The sequence below is a fragment of the Sphingomonas fucosidasi genome (assembly GCF_036663855.1).
In the GTDB taxonomy this organism is placed as follows: Bacteria; Pseudomonadota; Alphaproteobacteria; order Sphingomonadales; family Sphingomonadaceae; genus Sphingomonas; species Sphingomonas faeni_B.
Map to the genome: position 1 here is coordinate 49,870 of NZ_JAXOJR010000007.1, position 16,979 is coordinate 66,848.

The following is a 16,979-nucleotide window of genomic DNA, read 5'->3' on the forward strand; positions in this document are numbered from 1 at the left end:
TCCCCCAACGACCACTGCCGTGTAACTCGACCCCTCTTTCCCCGGTCCTACTCCTGAATACTAAACGATGTGCTACCGATTGGCCTGGAGCTACGCCGTTGACAGCTTATGCCGTCGAAAGTGACAGCTTATGGCCGAAGTTACAGATTTGAAAAGGTGGTGCCGAAAAGGTGGTGCCGGTTGCAGGGATCGATTGAACATGGCTAAAGTCCCGGAAATGCGCTGAAAACTGGTTTTCGATTTCGGGGGATGCCCCCAAGGATGCCCCCTCGTTTGGGGCGTCATTCGGCTGGTGGTGGTGTCCGGTGACCATCCGCCCACGCTGCGAAGTCTCCTTCCCACCACCCCACGCAGCGTTTGGTGAGGGCTATTGGCTTGGGCATCTGGCCCTCACGAACGCGTCGACGAATCGTTGATTCACTCAGGCCGGTCGACGCGATCATGTCGTCCAGCCGAAGGAAGCGGCCTCGCGCGCTGGGCACGCCGAGCTGCTTGCTCTGAGCCAAGGTACGGCGCTCCCGCTGGGGGGTAGATCCCGCCATCACAATGTCCCCTGTTTTGCTTGTTCGTAGGCTTTGCTGAGGCGGTCCCACGCGTCGCGGGGGCCACCCGCGTTTGGGTGCGCGGTCTTCGCCATCGATCGATAGGCGCCGTCGATCGTCGCGCGATCAGCTCGAGGTGAGATCTCAATAACCTTCCACCAGCGATCAGGCGCTGGCAGGGCGACATGACCTGCGAAGGCCTGCTTGAGATCCGCAACGCCCCAGCGCTCCTGACCCCGCAGCGCTTCAACGCGTGCAGCGATCGCAGCGATGTTGTCGGCGACGGTATCCCACCGATCGCAGGCCAATACGTGCGGCCGCTTGTCGAGCGTGAAATAGAACGCGACGCCGGCATCTTCCGGATCGCGGCGGCTGACGTTCTGATCGCGACTACCTGACGCAGTGAAACGGATGTTCCAGGCTGCGAATGCCTCCGCATGCGTTGGGCACAGGTCTTTGTCCGGCGCTGGCGACGTCGTGCACCTGGTGCAGATCAGTGCGTCGCAGGTGCCGCTCCGGCGAGCCGAGACCTTCCAATCGCAGGCCAGCGTCGCCGGCCAGCCGCACGCGCACCGCTGCCGGCTGCGCGTACCGCATACGATCGCGGAGCCTAAGCCTGGCAGGGTGACGTGCTGGCAGGCCATCAGATCATCCCCAGCGCTTGGAGATAGACCTCGAGGATAGCTTCCTCCTCCTGGTATTCCTCTTTCTTCTTCTTCCTGATCGCCAGGATTTTGCGGATGGCCTTAGGGTCGTATCCACGGCCCTTCGCCTCCGCCATCACGTTGGCGATGTCGTCAGAGATCCCCTTCTTCTCCTCTTCAAGGCGTTCGGCGCGTTCGATCAGAAGGCGGAGATCGTCGGCAGCGACCGCTCCGCCGCCCATGCCATGCTGGCGCTCGTCGCCGCTCATTCTGGCGCGACCTTGCTCTCGATTAGCGCCACGGCCTGCCCGAACGTCTTTATGCCAGGTAGCTCGTCGTCGGCGATCTCGATCTTGAAGCGGTCTTCGGCCGTCATGATGATCTCGAGGAAGTCGAGACTGTCGGCGCCGAGGTCGCGCTCGAATTCTGCGCAGTCCGTGATGCTGGCCGAATCACAGCCGAGGAGGCTGACCGTCGACCCCTCGAGCCATTGACGCGCCCTCACGAAACGATGCTGATCGTCGCGAGCAGCGCGGCCGCGGCGCCGGCCGGATTGATCGCGAACATGATGGCGGAGCCGACAGCCGCGCCGAGGTAGGCGAGCTTGCCCATGTCGGTTGCGGTCAGCCGATCGGGATCGCTGGGCACGTACGGCGCGCACGCGGCGCAATCGCAGTCGTGATCGTGGATCTCAACGACACGGACGTGCGGCTCGCGCATGCGAAAGGTGCGCTCGATCTTCGGCTGACGCATCATGACTTTTTCTCCGGACGGGGATGGTGGGCGACGCGGAGCTGCTCGAGGCTCCAGGTCAGCACGATGGTGACGATCGCCAGCACGCCGATCGCGGGGCGGACCGATCCGAACAGGACCAGAGCGAGCGCAAGGCCGCTCATCATTACGGCGATCGCGTGGACGGTGCGCAGTGCGCTCATGCGGGCAGCTCACAGTTCGAGGTGCCTACGACGCCGACGGGCGGTGGCGTCGCGCCCTCGGCGATCGCCATCCAGTAGGCGAGGATCCGCAGGTCGACGCCGATCACGTCGTGCAAGACCATTGCCGTCGACGGCGAGATCTCATCGATGTCCGCCTCGATCATCGTGAGACCCTGGATGCGGCGCTGTACGCACACCGGCGGATCGCTCTCGATCATCATCGCGACGTTCTCGATCGTCAGGCCGGCTGCTTCGCGACGGAGGCGAATGTACGTGCCCGGCGTGATCGAAGGCGCGACGATCGCTGCGGTCAGCGCCTCGGGGGCAGGGGCGACGGTCATGCGCGGGGCCGGACATCGAAGTTCGACAGCACCGCGACATCGACACGATCGATTGCATCGAGCAGCAGTCGCATGCCCTGTGGGATGTCGTGGTCGCTCGGCAGGTTGAACGCCTGTAGCTTCTGCGCCTGTTCGCGCAGGGTGTTTGCGATGTTCTTCAGGTCGCGTCGGTCGGGCATGGCAAATCGTCCAGGCAACAGTTTCCCGCCCCGTTGATCGCGTTGATCAGCGGGCGGGCGGGTTTGGCGGCGATGTTGGTCGGTTGGCGGCGTCAGCCGCTAAGGTGAAATCATGGCGGCGCTTCGGCCGGTTGGTCGGCGCGAATAATCCGTTCTAGCTGGTGGCGGAATTTGGCGGTCGCCCGCTCAAGGTCGCCTACTTGCTGAAGGACAGTTTCAGCTTCCCGGGCGGTAACTTCGTCACCCCCCGCGCTGCTATCGGCGAAAGCGTCCGTGATCGAACGAGATACGTCGCCGAGCTCTACGGCGAGCGTAATAACGCTCGTCTGAAGGGAGGACGCGCCGCCAATTGCTTCGGGCAGCATAATCACAACGGCTCCTATGAGGTCCGCCATCGTATTTAGGATGTGCGGGTGACCGGCCTCGTCTGCGCCAAGCGCATCGATACGAACGGCGTCGCGTATCGAAATACTGGCGGGGTGCGTCTTCGAGCAGCAACGCTGGATCTGCGACTTCTTGATCGTCGCTTCGGCCTCTGCGACCTTCAACCCGCCGAGCGCGTCAACCGCGCGCTGGGTCGCATCAGCGAGCCTGCGTTCGTTGATCGGAAGCTGTCTGAATTCACGCATAAGAACCGCGATCGGACAGAGGGGAAACGTTCGCGAAAGTTCCCAGTGTAGAACGCCCAGTTGCAGCGCAAAAGGACGGCGCCGACTGATGGGTGCAGCCGGCGCCAGGGGTGCGACTTGGGAGTGGCAGACTAAGGGGGGCGACCGCGCGTACGTTGGGAGACGCAACGCGGCAGTTCCGACCGGTTTGCCAGCGGTCGAAAGGGTGGATTGGTGACGTCGACGACAGACAGGGAGCCAATGAACGCCGTCGACGCTCGCCGCCAGGGTGGCGGGCAAGAGAAACTGTTGTGGCCGACGTCATCGCGTCGGCTCGAGATTTGCGGGGACCGTAGCAAAAGCCGAGGTATCGCCGACTGGGTCGGGACCGTAGAGATCAGGGCGGAGGCGGTGCTTAGACACGCCGGTTGCCGCCTCTACCGCGAGGACGCTCTCCGCCCAGAGCGGCTTGTTTTCGCGCATCAGCGCGTAGATCGACGACTGACTCCTGCCGACCAGTCTAGCGAACGCCGACTGAGAACCTGCCTTGCGGACCGATTCGGCAAGCGGCGTATCAAGAGTGGCTTCGATTCCCATGCTTCCAGCTATCTGTAAACAGATAGGTCAGTCAATGGGAATTCGTGACTGGTATGCTATTTGTAATCCGATAGCACTAACGAGATGATCGTAGGTCAGCGCATTCTGCTTCGTCTGAAGATCGTGGAACTCAGCCAAGCCGAGCTCGCGCGCCGGGTCGGCATGAGCCAAAGCGCGATGCACAATCTCATTTCCGGCAAATCTCGGTCATCGACGCACCTCCACAAAATTGCGCGAGAACTCCAAACGACGCCTGCTTACATGTCAGGCGAGACCGACGACCCGGACGAGAACGCACCTCCGCCCCCGCCGGCGCCGACGGTCCATCACGTCATGATGGCGGTAGCCCTGCCTAGCGAACGTGCTTTGGCACGAATGTTTGAGGGGCTGTTGCGATCAATGGATCTTTCCGCCCCGGTGGACGCGCAAGCGCTGCTGCTTGCGAAGCGGTTACCCATTGGGCTGTCGCAACTGCGCGATCTGCTTCCCGACGCAGGGCCGACCGCCGCGGCGCCAGCAGAACGTCCTGCAGATCTTGCCATGACTGTTCCTGGATCGCGGCCATGACGGCGCACATCACTTCGCAGGGGCTGCATCCTTCAATGCACCCCGGCGTACTTCGAAATATCGGATCGTTCATTCCGTTCGTCGGATCGAGAAAGTCGCGTTCGCTCTACCCATGGAAATTAGCCCCTGACTCGGGATGGCACAGGAGACGCTAGATGGGCATGAGAAGCTTCCTTCTTTCCCTGCTGGCCGGCTTCGTCTTGGCCGGCCTTAGCGATCTATCCGATTTCGTCTTTAGCGCGCGTCGATAAAAGACGCGCCAACGTGGGCGAAAAAGCGGGGTATCGTCGGGGTACATCTCCCATGGCCGACCGCAAAAACCCACCGTTTTCGCGGATCTTTACAGGTCGCGGCGGAGGGGTTCTCCGCCGCATGAGGAGGAATAAGCGTGAATGAACTGGACGTAACGGCCATCGCAAAAGGCATGGAGGAGCATTTTAAAGCTGCGCTCGCTCCGTTCAGTGCAAATTCTGTGTCGCTTTCGCGAGATGAGGCGGTGCTCACTCTCGGACTGATATCGGCGTTGGTCGACCTCTTGGAACGCAACGAGCCGACCAAGTCATAGCGTGCTGCGGCGGGGGGTGTCTCCGCCGCATAAGGACCTTGGGAGATCCACGTGACGTTCGTTTCGATGCTCATCGCGATCCAAGCTCTCGATCCGTCGATTCTCGACTTCGGAATGAGGCCGCCCCGCAGCGAGGAGGCGCGAGCTGCTGAGACGCGCGCGCGTAAGCAGGTGCCAACGATTGCGCGGGTCTGTCAAAACGCGCTTCAAAGCGGCGATCAGGACAAGTACATTCGATCCTTCGCCGATCGTAATGGGCTCTCCAGCTACGGCCGGGTGAGGCTTGCGACGGACTGCCTCCTCTATCAGCAAGGCGTCGCCGACGGTTCGCGTCGAGCCAAGCCGTGAGCGAGGCGGGGGGGGCTCCGCCGCATTCGGAAGGTTGAGGATAAGAATGGCAAGGTCTTTGGCCGCAGCAGACGACTTGGCACAGCGCAAGAGAGCGTTGAACAGTAGGAAGCCTTGGACGACCGATGACGACGCAAAGCTTCGTCTGTTGACTGAAACTATGAGCCAGCGTGAAATCGCCGTAGCGTTAGGCCGTTCGAAATCAGCCGTGGAGAGTCGCGTCAGAAGCTTGAGGCTGAAATCCTAGCGCAACGGCGATCGCGGCGGAGGGTATATCCGCCGCATTCTTCGAACCTGATGCGCTTTAGGGGGAAAGTATGCCGTCGTTTGCCGAGATTGTAGCAGGGAAGGGCAGAGAGTTCATCGGCCCGCCGGGCACAATATTTGATATGTGGACGTCAAGGGCTCGCGAGCAGATCAGTAAGTCGATCGAGCCTGGTATAAAAAACGGCCACCCAATGGAATTAGAATTTGGCCTATTAGAGGACATGAGGTTTGGTGCTTGGGCATCGGTAGCTAGGGAAACCGATGTCATTGCTATAAATGCTGGTGTTCTTGTGACCTTGGTTTCCGCGTATCGCGCAATGCTATCTCATGCTGATGTTTTCCCACACATTGGCGATCCGCTGAAATTCAACCAGCTGCCGTTTAGCTTCTCGGAAGAAACCATTCGCTTCCCTCTGCGCGCAGACCAATGGCATATTGAACCACTCCTTGACCCTGTCCGCGAGGAACAAGCGCATAATCTGGCTCAGGGGTCATTCTACTACATTGTTCATCACGAGCTAGCTCATATTTACAACGGTCACGTGGATTACCTGAACGAAGCGTTTGGGATTCAAGACCTAGTCGAATTGGGCAGCGGTTCGAGGGAAAGCCTCAGCCTTACGCGCCAGACGTTAGAGTGGGACGCCGATTTAGCCGCTACCCAACACGTGCTCTTGATGGCCATCGGACCGGTAGTCACAAGCGTTAATGGCAGGCACAAGTGGTCGCTTCCGCAGGAAACTGCTTGGGGCTCTTTAAATGAATCTATTGTGGCAGCGACCGTCGTCAGTTCGCTGGTGCATTGCCTTTTCTCGGATTTTGATGAACTTCGCCATCCGGACGTGGCAACGCGCAACCATCCCCCCTCTATGGTTCGGTTAGACGCCACCTTGGGACAAATCGTTCATGTGCTTTGGCTTAGAGCGGGTTTAGCTAAGGAAGCCAGCCGTGATATAGTACTTTCGGGGATTAAAAACCTCGTGAGAGGATTACGAAGCGTTTTTCCTCGTCGCTCAGTAGGGGATGAGGCTGCGGCGGCTGATTCGTTACATTTGTCCGGTCAGCTCGCGGCCGATTATGAAAAGGAATGGGCCCGTATCGTTGGCGACGTTGAGAAGTTTAAAAGAGGGGGCTTACTTGCGCCGGCGATCCCAGATGCAGTGCCACTATGATCACGAAATCATGAGCCACCTCTGTTCGTCCTGATGCGCGCGCGTGATTATCGTCGTCGTAACTAAAGGTCCCGTCGGATACGTTGCCTAATTCGGCCGGCGTCCTACCTTTCGAAGCAGTTCAGGACCTTGTAGCTTCAGCAAGAGGGCGTTGGACGTCAATTGTTGATATTGACGGCCTTCCTGCAGGTTCAGCTTCGGGCTATGATCCCACCACTAGGGGGCGTGGTCACGCAATGAACGAATACCGACTAACGCCAGGAATGACGTCACGAAAGCTGCAGGTTGTCAGCTTCGTGAAGCAGTACATCAGCCGCTGGGGGCAGTGGCCCAGTTATGGCGAGATTGGCGGGGCGATGGGGATCGAGACCTCGACGGCGCGCGATGCTGTGCGGCGGGCAGTGCGGGACGGCCTTATTCACCGAGAAAAGGGATCTCGCAAAGGCGTCGTGAGGGCGACCAGCGCGCCGTCCCGCCTTAGCACGACGGAAGCGGCCGAGATGCTCGAGCGGCTTCGCGAGGCAGGCGTGATCGTCATGGATACCAAGGCGAGTTCGGCCGCACCCACATTTTACCCACTGCCGATCTCACCACCGTTCAGGCACCTACCCGACATCGAATAGTCCGGGGCGAACATGATCGACGTTGCGCAGTACAAGGCTGAGATTGCGGCGATCCCTGGCGACAGCCTGATCATACCGCGGGCGCAGATCAACGAGTTGCTCACCGAACTCGAGAACGGCCAAATCGCCAAGCGGACGCTGCGTCGTATTCACACGATCGCAGCGATGTCGTCGTCAGTGCTGGCGCTCGCCGCGTGAGCGAGAAGCCGCATCCCGCCGCGATCGACGTGGCCGGCGCATGGTATCTGAGCGATGCCAAGGCCAGCCTCGTCCCGATCGCCATGGTGAAGCCCGAAGATCTGCTCATGGACGAGCTGGTACGTTCGGTCGTGGGCAAGGCCAACGCGCTGTCGGCCGCGCTGACCGCGTTCAAGCTTCACGCGTTCGAAAGCGTCGGCGAGCTTCAGGCGCTACTGGCCCAGCAGTACGAGGCGAAGATCGGCGGCAAGAAGGGCAACATCACCCTCACGTCGTACGACGGCTGCAAGAAGGTCCAGGTTGCGGTATCGGACCTGGTCGAGCTTGGGCCTGAACTTCAGATTGCCAAGCAGTTGATCGACGAGTGCCTCCGCGAATGGTCGGCCGACAGCCGCGACGAGATCCGCGCGCTGGTCGACCGCGTCTTCGCTGTCGATAAGGAAGGCCAGATTAGCCATGCCGGCCTGTTCATGCTGCTGCGCGTCGGGATCACCGACGAGCGCTGGCTGCGTGGCATGGCGGCAATCCGCGACAGCATCCGGATCATCGGCTCGAAGACTTACGTACGCTTTTACGACCGGCCGACGCCGGACGCCGCCTGGACACCGGTCTCGATGGACCTTGCCTCGGCATGACCCGGTGGGCGATCCTACGCACCAGCGGCGGTCAGACGCTGCCGCTGATGCGTTCCCTGCGCGACGCAGGGTTCGACGTCTGGTCGCCGGCAAGGCCTATCCGCCGGGCCCTCAAGGCGAAGACGCCAACGGGTACTAGGCTGATCGATACCGAGGTGCCGATCCTGCCAACGTTCCTGTTCGCCAGTGAGGCGGACCTCCCCAAGCTGGGCGACATCGTCGAGGATCTGACGAGCGGCCGCGGGTGCCTGCATCCCGGCTTCTCGATCTTCCATTATGGCGGCCGCATCCCGATCGTAGGCGATGCAGAGGTGAGGGGGCTTCGTGAGGAGGAGGAACGGACGATCGCCGTCCTTCAGGCCATGCGTGATGCCGAGAGCCATGCCGAAGCGGAGAAGATCCGTATCGCCGCGATGCAGACGGAAACGGCACGGCGTCGCGCCACCAAGGAGCTGGAGCGGGCACAGCGCCTAGCGCTGCGCGCCACCCGCAGGCCGTTCAAGCCTGGCACCCTAATCGAGGTTGCGGAAATGGACGCGATGGTAGGCGTGGCTGGTGTCGTGGAGGCCAGCGACGGTGTGCACGCGTGGGTACGCTTCGGCTCGTGTTCATGGAAAATTGAGGGTTGGCGGGTATCGCCGTCGGACTCAACCACATCGGCCGCATTGGGCCTCGCCGCCTAAGCGGTTCTCGGGACAGACGATCTGGGGCTCCGGCCCTTGCGCGCCCGCCATTACTTCCCCGCGATGCGTCGCGGAGGAAGTCGTAAGCATGTCGAACTTCCGGAGGTGGCTATGGCCGCACCACAGGCCCGATCCGTAGCCGAGCAGCTGCGCGATGCCGGCGATCAGCTCTACCGCCTCGCAGATCTGGCAGAGACGCCACAGCGGGACCACTCGGCAAGCGATCGTCTTCGCGACGAGATCGAGACCGTCGCTGGCGACGTCCGAGCGGTCGTCCGCGGCCGCGGTTTCCGCTGACCCTGCGGTGGGAATGATCCGCATCAACGGCGTCATGACCACCAACTTCCGCCGGCTGCAGCGTTGCCCCTCGTCCTGCCGCCAGACGTCATCGTTGCCACGGAAGACAGCGTGCTGACCCAGCTCGATCGTGAGCGCGAACGGGCGCAGATGACCGTGCTGACGGACGGCGGTGCCAAGAAGTACGTCTATAACCGCAAGGCGGTCGAGGTGATCGACAGCCGTAGTCTGACGGTCGCGCTGCTCAATGCGCTGTCGCTGACCGACAAGCAGAAACGCTACCCGTTCGCATATGCCGAGATGCTCGCAACCGGCGACACCCTGGCCGTTGTGCTCGCCCGCTTCGAGGCCGGGCTTACCGCGTCGTCGGCGAAGATCGCGACGATCGAGGCGCAGGCGCAAAAGGCAAAGCGCGCGGTCCGCGCCGCGCCGACGATCGCCGCCAAGCAGGCTGCGGCCCAAGTGAACTGGAGCGTCTGATCATGGTTTCGCAAGCCGAGTTCATCAATCAGCAGTCCGCTTACGTGAATGCGCAGCAGGTCTATCTCGATCAGCAGCGCTCGCTCGACAACGGCACGGCCGATGCCGTGATCGGCAACCCAGCCGGGCAGCCTGCGCCCGGTTGGTACCCAATGACCGATCCGGCCGGCCTGGTGCACTGGCGAGCTTGTGACGCGCGCAAGGCAGCCGATGCCTCGCGGCTGATCTTCAAGCGCGTGCAGCTGGGTCTGACCGAGGGATACACGGCATCGAACACAACGCTCGCCCTGTCGTCAGTCGATGATGGCTCGGTGATCGATCTGTTCGGCAACACGACTACAGCAAACGTCTCGATCATCCTGCCGAACACGCTTCGGCAAGGCTTCTCCTGTTCGATCATTGCCGCTGGCACGGGCAACTACGTGTTCACCGCCGCTGCGGGTGCGAACCTGCGCAACGGGCATAGCCACAACGCGATCTTCGGACAGGATTGCATGGCGACGATCGTCAACCGGGTGCGATCGTCACAGGGCAACAACACCTGGGGCCTGTTCGGCGACACGAAGGCGGTCTGATGACTTTGAACCCCGCCTTCCCGACGGCTGCCATCATGCCGATCCCCGGCAACCCGCGTTGGCAATACCAGCGCGTGACGCCGCGCGATCGCAACGAGGGCGACGACGTCACTTTCACGTTGAAGTGTCTGAATGCCGTCCCCGGTGCCAAGGTCCTGCTCTGGATGACTGGCGGCGGGAGCATGGGCTCGGCAGGGAATTGGCTTACCAGCCGGGACAACGTCGTGCGTGCGGCCGTCGAGGCGGCGGGCTGCACGTACCTGAAGGCCTCTGCCAGCACGCAACCAGCCAAGACCGGCACCGTGTCGTGGATCATCACCATCGGTCCGAGCTACCGGACCGGCACGGTGATGACGTTCGGCAACACGATCCGGAAGGACAAGCGCAACACTGCGAGTGAGGCAGACGGGATACGGGGCGGGGCGGGTAGTTTCCAGATCCTGCTATCGCGCATCCAGGTGCCGAACCTCGGAAGCGCGGCGGCACACGCCGCAGCGTACGGCACCGTCGCCGCTGGCCTGCCGTCGGGCGGCGGCTTCATCGATGTGCATGACACCTCGCGCCGTCCCGAAGGTACGCCGACGATCCGGTTGCAGACCTTCGTGCCCGGTACTCGCGTTGCAGCGGCTGGAAACCTGAACGAAGGCGCGAGCTTTGATGTCGAGATCACGACGGCGAACATCGTCGGCGGTACGACATTGCGGTTCTATGCCGCGAATGACGCCGAGAACGACGTGAAGCCGTCTGTCCGGGCGGCTTTTCCGGTCGCCGGTCGGCAAGTTCCAGGCGTTGATGTTTTCGTCCCGAAGTGGACGCCGGCAACCGCCGCTGACTATTTCAATGGCGCGCGCATTACCTTCCGCGACGACTATGACAACTCCCAACCAATCCGCTTCACCCTCACGGTCGAGGTCGACGCAGAAGACGAGACCACCGAGCAATTCGACATCATCGGCATCCTAGAAGTGGATGGTGATCTTGCCGAGTTCGGTGGTGGCAGGTCGCGCGGTGATTATGCCGGCAGCGCAATCTACACGCTCGGCGACTGGGTGACCTGGACGGTCGATGGCGGCACCTACGTCTACATCGCGGACGATGACGGCAGCGGTGCTTCTCCATCCGACACTAATCGCTGGCGGACATATCTTCGGACGCAGAGCCTCGGGCTATCGACGACGAAGTTCTTCCGCGATGTGCCGGCGCGATACTGGGAGCTGCGCGCCACTACCGACGGCAGCACCATCACTTATACGATACAGGGGCCGACCGGCCGAGTTGGCGAGACGGTCTCGCTAATCTCTGCGAACCCGCCGCCCGGGTTTCAGGCAGCGCTGGAAGCCGCGACGACTGCAGGCGCGGCGATCGTCTACGCCAATGGGGTCCTGACGGCGCAGGCGACTAGCCGGGACGCCAGCGCGGTAACCTTCACCGTGCCGCATGCCGGGGCAGGCAAGCACACCCTGCACCTGGTTGACGGCGCGTCTGGTTCGTTCCTCGTGATCCCCGACGCCTGCGTCTACCTATCAGCGCCCGTCCTTCCGGCAGAGCCGGCGAACATCTACGGTGTGAACCTAGCCGGGGGTGAGTTCGGCGATGTCTACGACAGCGCGGGTAATCGAACCATCTACGGCAGTGGCCGATACTATTATCCGTCCAAGCCGCAGACGCCGGCGACAGCGCACGACCAGATGGACTATTTCTTGTCGAAGGGCGTCCGCATGATGCGCCTGCCGGTTAAGTGGGAGAGGATCCAGCCGGCTCTTTTCGGCCCGCTCTACTATGGTCCCGACGAGCCCTTCACCGCCACCAATGATCTCGACATGCGCCGGATCACGGAAGTGATCACGTACTGGACCGGACTCGGCGGGCACGTCCTGTTCGATCTGCACAACTACATGGGATATCAGCAGCGGCTGCCGGACGGCACGGTGCGATCGAACAAGATCAAATATGACAGTCCTGTCGGCCTGACGGTTGAGGCACTGTCGGACGTATGGGTGCGCCTCGCCAGCGTCTTCGGCGGTAACCCACGGGTCTGGTTCGGTCTCATGAATGAGCCCAGCGGCGACGGCGCGACGGCCACCCGAACGCGCGACAACATGCATGCCGTCGTCAACGCCATCCGAAGTAGGACCGACGCGCTGAATAAGGTCGTGGTCGCGGGATCGAGCTACTCTAACGCAAAGAAGTGGGTCTCGGGCGGCGTGGCTGCGGCATTCGACGGCTTCTACGATCCTGCCGGCAACTTGGCTTTCGAACCGCACAACTACATCGATCCTGATCAAAGCGGTACGCAAGGCACCTGCGTCATTCAGACCGCGACCAACAATCAGCTCGCCGAGTTTACAACCTGGGCACGCGCTCGCGGCTTTCGCGGCATCCTTGGTGAGTTCGCTGGAGGCAACCCAGCGGTTGCCGGTCAGGAGCAGTGCGCGTCATCAGTGTCGGCGACCTACCAGTTCCTGCGCGACAATGCCGACGTCTGGATCGGTTGGACGACATGGGGCGGGGGCTTCCCGAACTCGTACCCGTTCACGCTCGAACCCTCGGGTGGATACGCCGGCAACGACAGCGCCGGCATGAAGATGCTGCTGCCCTTTCTCTAAATTCACGGAAACGACCATGAACAACACGATCTTCGCGGCCAAGGCGGTCGCAGGAAGCGATGACGCATGACCGCGACAGCAGCAGCCGCAGTGGAAGCGGCTAGTCCTATTCTTCAAACCGCATCGGGCGGCTCGATCCGCGCCGGCGTGTGGACAGGCGTAGTGCTCGCGGGCATTGGCGTCATCTCCCTCGTAATTCGTCAGTGGGGTCCCTGGCAGGTGATCGCCGGTACCCAGCGTCGCGCCGACATCGAGGGCATGGGTAAGCGCATCGCGGAATTGGAAGCGCGCCTCGATCGGCAGTCCGTCCAGCACGAGGCGAAGATCGAACAGGAGCGGCGGGAGCATGCAGCCGAGCTCCAAATCATGCGGCACCGAATGAATAACCTCGACCAGTGCCTGACTATGCTGCTGGCGCTGATCGAACTGGACCCCGACCGCGCCCGGGATTCTGCGACCCGGGTTCGCCAGATGCGCGAACGCCAGGAGGCCAACGAGATCGCCGAGAAGGGCGCGATCACCGCGGCCCGCCTCGTTCCGATCATGAAGGAGCCTCTAGCATGACCGACGTCGACCGCCATTGGCGCTACGTCATCGCGCTGACCCTGATCGTTGGATACGTCGGACTCGCTGCGATCTCATTCTTTCACCAGGTCCCCGCGAACAACACCCGCTTCGTTGATGGCTTCTTCACTGGCCTAGGGCCCATCGTGGGCGCAGCGGTCGCTGCGGTCCTCAACGTCGGCAAGGGCAATAGTTCGCAACAGGATGCGACGATCGGCACGCTCGTCGACAAGCTACCACCTCAGACTACCGGGACCGGTCCAGCAGCGCCGGCCGAGTAACGGCCCGCCTCAAGCGCCGTGTGAACGCGAGGCGGGCCGGCTCCTGACCTGCTGAAGAGTCCGAGCGCGATCAGAACCGCTCAGGATCAAATTAGACCCAGATAGGAAGGAAATGACGATGACGACGGCATCAGAGCCGGCGTGGCTTTCGGCTGCGCGGGCAAAACTCGGCACGCGTGAAGCGCCCGGCCCGGCAAATAGCTCAACGATCATGGGTTGGGCGAAGAAGCTCGGCACGAAGGTTCTGGGCATGGTTTACAACGCGGACAGCGTGCCCTGGTGCGGGCTATTCGTCGCCGCGTGTTTGGCTGAAGACGGCATCCCGGCCGCACCGATCGCAGTCCGTGCGAAGGCTTGGGAAAAGTGGGGGTCGAACCTCGCGACCGATCGCCTGGCGCCGGGCGCAGTGCTCGTCTTCGAACGCTCCGGTGGTGGTCATGTCGGCTTCTACGTGGGCGAGGACAGGACTAGCTATCATGTCCTGGGCGGTAACCAGTGCGACCGGGTCAGCATCATGCGGCTGGAGAAGCCGCGGTGCATTGCGCGCCGCTGGCCGATCGGCCGGGCAGTCATCGGGAAGCCGAAGATGATGACCGCGATCGCGGGCATCCCCTCATCTTCGAACGAAGCATGACCTGGGCGGCGTGTTTAGCCCTGCTTCGCCGGTTCTGGTGGGCAGCGCCGATGATCGGCTTGCTTGTCGGACTGCACTTCACGCGCGAGACGCTTGCCGATCGCACGGCGACACTGAGGTCTGAACGGGCGGCGTGGACTGCGGAGATAGCGAAGGCCGAGCAGCTGCGCGCCGACGCGGAGATGCGCTTCGCCGTCCAGCAAAGCACGGCGCTGACGACGTTCGCCGACCGTCTGGCGAACCGAGAACCCATCATCCTTCGATCCACTGACACTGTGAGGACCTATGCGCAAACTGATGCTGGCCGTGCTGCCTGCCTTCCTGCTGACCGCGTGCGCGGGATCGACGCGCTCGACGCTGAGTTATTCGCCCGCGATCCCGGCGGTACCGGTGGAGGCGAGGAAGCCCTGCACCGCGACACCGGTGCGCCGGCAAGTCGACGGCTCAGCCAATAGCGCGGATGCCGAGGGTGCTATTCGCGATGCGCGCGCCGATCTCGCGCTCTGTGACGCGCGACGGCAGGTGGCGGTCGATTCGTGGCCGCGGTAGCCGCCCGAACACACCCTTCGCAGCCAGCTCTTCCTCTACCTGACCGACAACTCGGCTAGCGTGGAATTCGTGGGCGGCGAACATAGCTGCTCCACCCCAGAATAACCCGAGCGAGACGATAGCAGCGCGCCAAGAATACGCGCGGAAAGTGTGCCGTTTCATAGCTCCGCCATAGCGGAGCTGGACTGACCGCAGCGTGAAGACCGGATGACATGCCGGTCATGGCCTTTTCTCCCCGCGGACCACCAAGGATACAGCCATGAAAACCATTCTCCTCTGGGACCCCCGGTTCCCAGATCGCAAACCGACGCGGCTGACACTCGACGATGCCGTCGCAGCAGCGGCCGTTCGTTCGGGCGTCGCCGCGGCCGCGAACCCGGCAGAGGCAGGCGAGCTTGGCGCAGGTGGGGCGCTCGACGCAGGAATGCCCACTGAAGTAATGATTCAACATGGCAGGAACGGGGGCGGGTTGTCTCGAGTATTCTTGCCGTACAGCGTCGTGATGGTCGGTGCATTGGCCGGCGTACTGGCAGCGATCGGCACGCCCATCGCTGGCGGCGTCACTCTGCCACCGACCCCTACGCCGAGTGTACTGCGAACCGTATCGGCCAACATGATCGGCCAAGCGTCTAGCACCGGAGCAGGACGCAAGCTGCATGCATTCCGAGCACGAAAGTATATCGGTTCTGGGGCTGTTAAGTCGATCACGGTCGGCTTGCACAACTGGTACAGCAACAGCGGCACCGAAACGCTTTATCCGAATGACGCGGTATTCGAGATCTACGCGTACTATAACGGCGTAGAGGTAATCGTCACCAAAGACAGTTCGCCTGTTATCACGGTGCCGTCTGGAGCGACCGACTTCAAGTGCGATGCCATTCTGCCCGGTGCATTCGGTGTGGCGCAAATCCCGAGAGGCGACTTTGTCGAGCTACGCGGCACGCTGCATCGCAGTGGTGCATCAGCGGTTACACCCGCATCGCAGGTCATTCAGGCGGGGTCGTCGGGTGCTGGCGTTGAAGCTCTTTGGCTCGACACGGACGGAAGCGTTACTGGCACGGCGCAGACGCTTACCAACCTACGGTCGCCTGGAACCGCATTCGTTGTTTCGGCGGGAGCGAAGTATGCGTCGCAGTCTGGCTTCCTTCCTAATCTATGGGGCCTGTTCGTCGATGGTGATCCGGTCACGGAACTTCATTTCGGCGACAGCATCGATGTCGGTCTGGCACAGTCTGCCGCGCAGGGTGGCGCGCTGGGTACTGGCCGGAACGCGCAGGCCACGCATGACGCCGGCACGATCACCAACTTCACCGCGTTCGTGTCGATCGCGGTGGGTGGAAGCGTAATCTCGCACTTCAATACCGCCGAGAAGCTGACCACGCCGTACATGAAATACGCCAAGTACGCTTTGGGCTTCGGCCTGACGAATGACTTCCTTACGACCGGCTTGGGCAAAACGCCGGCTGAGGCTTTGGATGTCAGTCGGAAGCTATGGGCGCTGCTCAAAACGCAGGGTGTCCTAAAGATACTTCAGCTCAGCGGACAAACGCGAGGGAGCGGCAACTCCACAGACGACGCCTCGCAGACGATCGGCGCCGGTTGGCAGGCCGGAGGCAACGTCGAGCAGTTCTATGCACTTCTCCCTGCCGAGATTGCAGCGGGCAGAATCGACAAGTTCCTCAACTTTGAGTCGTGGCGCAGCCCAACGGACCGCTACAAGTGGCGTTCGGGCGGCTCGCCCGATCTGACCCACAACTCAAACGGTGTCCACTTGGACGAAGCAATCGAACTGCGTGCAGCGAAGGTTGGACTGTTTGTATGACTAGAATGCTGAAGGGCGACTTGCAAAACTGCGCATCATTTTCCTTCGACGCAGGTGGACCAATGCAGAGTGCACCGCCGCAACAAGCAGCAATGCCGCAATAGTTGATCCCAAAGCGATTAGCGCCGTTCCGGTAATACCCATGCTTCAAACTTTACACGTCCCGGCGCCGTAATCAACGGTCGGCGCACAAACCCAGGAGCTTAATATGATTAGGACCATGCTACTCGCCCTCGCGGCGAGCCTATTGCCGTGCGCGTCGTTTGC

The 16,979-nt window shown here is 61.8% G+C and carries 28 protein-coding genes; 17 read left to right on the forward strand and 11 right to left on the reverse strand.

The features are described 5' to 3' along the window. Positions 1 to 281: 281 nt before the first annotated feature. From U1737_RS20755 to U1737_RS13600, 10 genes are all read right to left on the reverse strand, one after another. A complete protein-coding gene (locus U1737_RS20755; RefSeq protein ID WP_443027128.1) occupies positions 282 to 542 on the reverse strand; it encodes a helix-turn-helix transcriptional regulator in 261 nt (86 codons plus the stop codon). After that, the gene (locus U1737_RS13560; RefSeq protein WP_332797127.1) at positions 542 to 1,186 is read right to left on the reverse strand and encodes a hypothetical protein; all 645 of its coding nucleotides are present in this window, start codon (positions 1,184 to 1,186) and stop codon (positions 542 to 544) included. The genes U1737_RS20755 and U1737_RS13560 overlap by 1 nt, the downstream gene beginning before the upstream one ends. After that, positions 1,186 to 1,428 (reverse strand): DUF2312 domain-containing protein, encoded by a 243-nt coding sequence (locus U1737_RS13565; protein ID WP_332797294.1) that lies wholly within the window; start codon positions 1,426 to 1,428, stop codon positions 1,186 to 1,188. The genes U1737_RS13560 and U1737_RS13565 overlap by 1 nt, the downstream gene beginning before the upstream one ends. A gap of 23 nt (positions 1,429 to 1,451) precedes the next feature. Beyond that, positions 1,452 to 1,691, reverse strand: coding sequence for an acyl carrier protein (locus U1737_RS13570; protein WP_332797128.1), 240 nt, complete (start codon positions 1,689 to 1,691; stop codon positions 1,452 to 1,454). Then, positions 1,688 to 1,942: a hypothetical protein gene (locus U1737_RS13575; protein WP_332797129.1), complete on the reverse strand. Its 255-nt coding sequence runs from the start codon at positions 1,940 to 1,942 to the stop codon at positions 1,688 to 1,690. The genes U1737_RS13570 and U1737_RS13575 overlap by 4 nt, the downstream gene beginning before the upstream one ends. Next, positions 1,939 to 2,121, reverse strand: a complete 183-nt coding sequence (locus tag U1737_RS13580) for a hypothetical protein (protein WP_332797130.1) — start codon at positions 2,119 to 2,121, stop codon at positions 1,939 to 1,941. Before U1737_RS13580 ends, U1737_RS13575 begins: the two co-directional genes overlap by 4 nt. Then, positions 2,118 to 2,462 (reverse strand): helix-turn-helix domain-containing protein, encoded by a 345-nt coding sequence (locus tag U1737_RS13585; RefSeq protein WP_332797131.1) that lies wholly within the window; start codon positions 2,460 to 2,462, stop codon positions 2,118 to 2,120. The genes U1737_RS13580 and U1737_RS13585 overlap by 4 nt, the downstream gene beginning before the upstream one ends. Then, positions 2,459 to 2,641 (reverse strand): hypothetical protein, encoded by a 183-nt coding sequence (locus U1737_RS13590; RefSeq protein ID WP_332797132.1) that lies wholly within the window; start codon positions 2,639 to 2,641, stop codon positions 2,459 to 2,461. The genes U1737_RS13585 and U1737_RS13590 overlap by 4 nt, the downstream gene beginning before the upstream one ends. Before the next feature lie 110 nt (positions 2,642 to 2,751). Then, complete coding sequence (locus U1737_RS13595) at positions 2,752 to 3,270, reverse strand: phage regulatory CII family protein (protein ID WP_332797133.1); 519 nt, start codon at positions 3,268 to 3,270, stop codon at positions 2,752 to 2,754. A gap of 300 nt (positions 3,271 to 3,570) precedes the next feature. After that, a complete protein-coding gene (locus U1737_RS13600) occupies positions 3,571 to 3,846 on the reverse strand; it encodes a transcriptional regulator (RefSeq protein ID WP_332797134.1) in 276 nt (91 codons plus the stop codon). 84 nt (positions 3,847 to 3,930) lie between these two features. Between U1737_RS13600 and U1737_RS13605 the strand changes: the two genes are divergently transcribed. The 16 genes from U1737_RS13605 (at position 3,931) to U1737_RS13680 (ending at position 14,796) form a co-directional block, all read left to right on the forward strand. After that, positions 3,931 to 4,413 carry a helix-turn-helix domain-containing protein gene (locus U1737_RS13605; protein ID WP_332797135.1) on the forward strand — a complete coding sequence of 161 codons (483 nt, stop codon included), beginning with the start codon at positions 3,931 to 3,933 and terminating at the stop codon, positions 4,411 to 4,413. A 388-nt stretch (positions 4,414 to 4,801) separates the two neighbouring features. Next, complete coding sequence (locus tag U1737_RS13610) at positions 4,802 to 4,978, forward strand: hypothetical protein (RefSeq protein ID WP_332797136.1); 177 nt, start codon at positions 4,802 to 4,804, stop codon at positions 4,976 to 4,978. A gap of 51 nt (positions 4,979 to 5,029) precedes the next feature. After that, positions 5,030 to 5,326 (forward strand): hypothetical protein, encoded by a 297-nt coding sequence (locus tag U1737_RS13615; protein WP_332797137.1) that lies wholly within the window; start codon positions 5,030 to 5,032, stop codon positions 5,324 to 5,326. Positions 5,327 to 5,643: 317 nt separating this feature from the next. Further along, the gene (locus U1737_RS13620) at positions 5,644 to 6,765 is read left to right on the forward strand and encodes a phage exclusion protein Lit family protein (RefSeq protein WP_332797138.1); all 1,122 of its coding nucleotides are present in this window, start codon (positions 5,644 to 5,646) and stop codon (positions 6,763 to 6,765) included. Positions 6,766 to 7,001: 236 nt separating this feature from the next. Continuing rightward, a complete protein-coding gene (locus U1737_RS13625) occupies positions 7,002 to 7,388 on the forward strand; it encodes a LexA family protein (protein ID WP_332797139.1) in 387 nt (128 codons plus the stop codon). Between the two features lie 12 nt (positions 7,389 to 7,400). Then, positions 7,401 to 7,586: a hypothetical protein gene (locus U1737_RS13630; protein WP_332797140.1), complete on the forward strand. Its 186-nt coding sequence runs from the start codon at positions 7,401 to 7,403 to the stop codon at positions 7,584 to 7,586. Continuing rightward, on the forward strand, positions 7,583 to 8,221 hold the full coding sequence (locus tag U1737_RS13635) for a DUF3164 family protein (protein WP_332797141.1): 639 nt from the start codon (positions 7,583 to 7,585) through the stop codon (positions 8,219 to 8,221). The genes U1737_RS13630 and U1737_RS13635 overlap by 4 nt, the downstream gene beginning before the upstream one ends. After that, positions 8,218 to 8,904 carry a hypothetical protein gene (locus tag U1737_RS13640; protein ID WP_332797142.1) on the forward strand — a complete coding sequence of 229 codons (687 nt, stop codon included), beginning with the start codon at positions 8,218 to 8,220 and terminating at the stop codon, positions 8,902 to 8,904. Before U1737_RS13635 ends, U1737_RS13640 begins: the two co-directional genes overlap by 4 nt. A 111-nt stretch (positions 8,905 to 9,015) precedes the next feature. Next, on the forward strand, positions 9,016 to 9,201 hold the full coding sequence (locus tag U1737_RS13645; protein ID WP_332797143.1) for a hypothetical protein: 186 nt from the start codon (positions 9,016 to 9,018) through the stop codon (positions 9,199 to 9,201). A 63-nt stretch (positions 9,202 to 9,264) separates the two neighbouring features. Then, positions 9,265 to 9,681 (forward strand): hypothetical protein, encoded by a 417-nt coding sequence (locus tag U1737_RS13650; RefSeq protein WP_332797144.1) that lies wholly within the window; start codon positions 9,265 to 9,267, stop codon positions 9,679 to 9,681. Positions 9,682 to 9,683: 2 nt separating this feature from the next. Continuing rightward, positions 9,684 to 10,256, forward strand: coding sequence for a hypothetical protein (locus U1737_RS13655; protein WP_332797145.1), 573 nt, complete (start codon positions 9,684 to 9,686; stop codon positions 10,254 to 10,256). Further along, complete coding sequence (locus tag U1737_RS13660; protein WP_332797146.1) at positions 10,256 to 12,862, forward strand: glycoside hydrolase family 5 protein; 2,607 nt, start codon at positions 10,256 to 10,258, stop codon at positions 12,860 to 12,862. Before U1737_RS13655 ends, U1737_RS13660 begins: the two co-directional genes overlap by 1 nt. Before the next feature lie 66 nt (positions 12,863 to 12,928). Then, on the forward strand, positions 12,929 to 13,426 hold the full coding sequence (locus tag U1737_RS13665; RefSeq protein ID WP_332797147.1) for a hypothetical protein: 498 nt from the start codon (positions 12,929 to 12,931) through the stop codon (positions 13,424 to 13,426). Further along, positions 13,423 to 13,707, forward strand: coding sequence for a hypothetical protein (locus U1737_RS13670; protein ID WP_332797148.1), 285 nt, complete (start codon positions 13,423 to 13,425; stop codon positions 13,705 to 13,707). The genes U1737_RS13665 and U1737_RS13670 overlap by 4 nt, the downstream gene beginning before the upstream one ends. Positions 13,708 to 13,825: 118 nt before the next feature. Then, positions 13,826 to 14,341: a TIGR02594 family protein gene (locus tag U1737_RS13675; protein WP_332797149.1), complete on the forward strand. Its 516-nt coding sequence runs from the start codon at positions 13,826 to 13,828 to the stop codon at positions 14,339 to 14,341. Then, complete coding sequence (locus U1737_RS13680; protein ID WP_332797150.1) at positions 14,338 to 14,796, forward strand: hypothetical protein; 459 nt, start codon at positions 14,338 to 14,340, stop codon at positions 14,794 to 14,796. The genes U1737_RS13675 and U1737_RS13680 overlap by 4 nt, the downstream gene beginning before the upstream one ends. On the opposite strand, the gene U1737_RS13685 is transcribed toward U1737_RS13680, so the two are convergent. Continuing rightward, positions 14,786 to 14,974 carry a hypothetical protein gene (locus U1737_RS13685; protein WP_332797151.1) on the reverse strand — a complete coding sequence of 63 codons (189 nt, stop codon included), beginning with the start codon at positions 14,972 to 14,974 and terminating at the stop codon, positions 14,786 to 14,788. The two genes, U1737_RS13680 and U1737_RS13685, sit on opposite strands and share 11 nt — an antisense overlap. 175 nt (positions 14,975 to 15,149) lie before the next feature. Between U1737_RS13685 and U1737_RS13690 the strand changes: the two genes are divergently transcribed. Continuing rightward, positions 15,150 to 16,712 (forward strand): hypothetical protein, encoded by a 1,563-nt coding sequence (locus U1737_RS13690; protein ID WP_332797152.1) that lies wholly within the window; start codon positions 15,150 to 15,152, stop codon positions 16,710 to 16,712. Positions 16,713 to 16,979 lie beyond the last annotated feature (267 nt).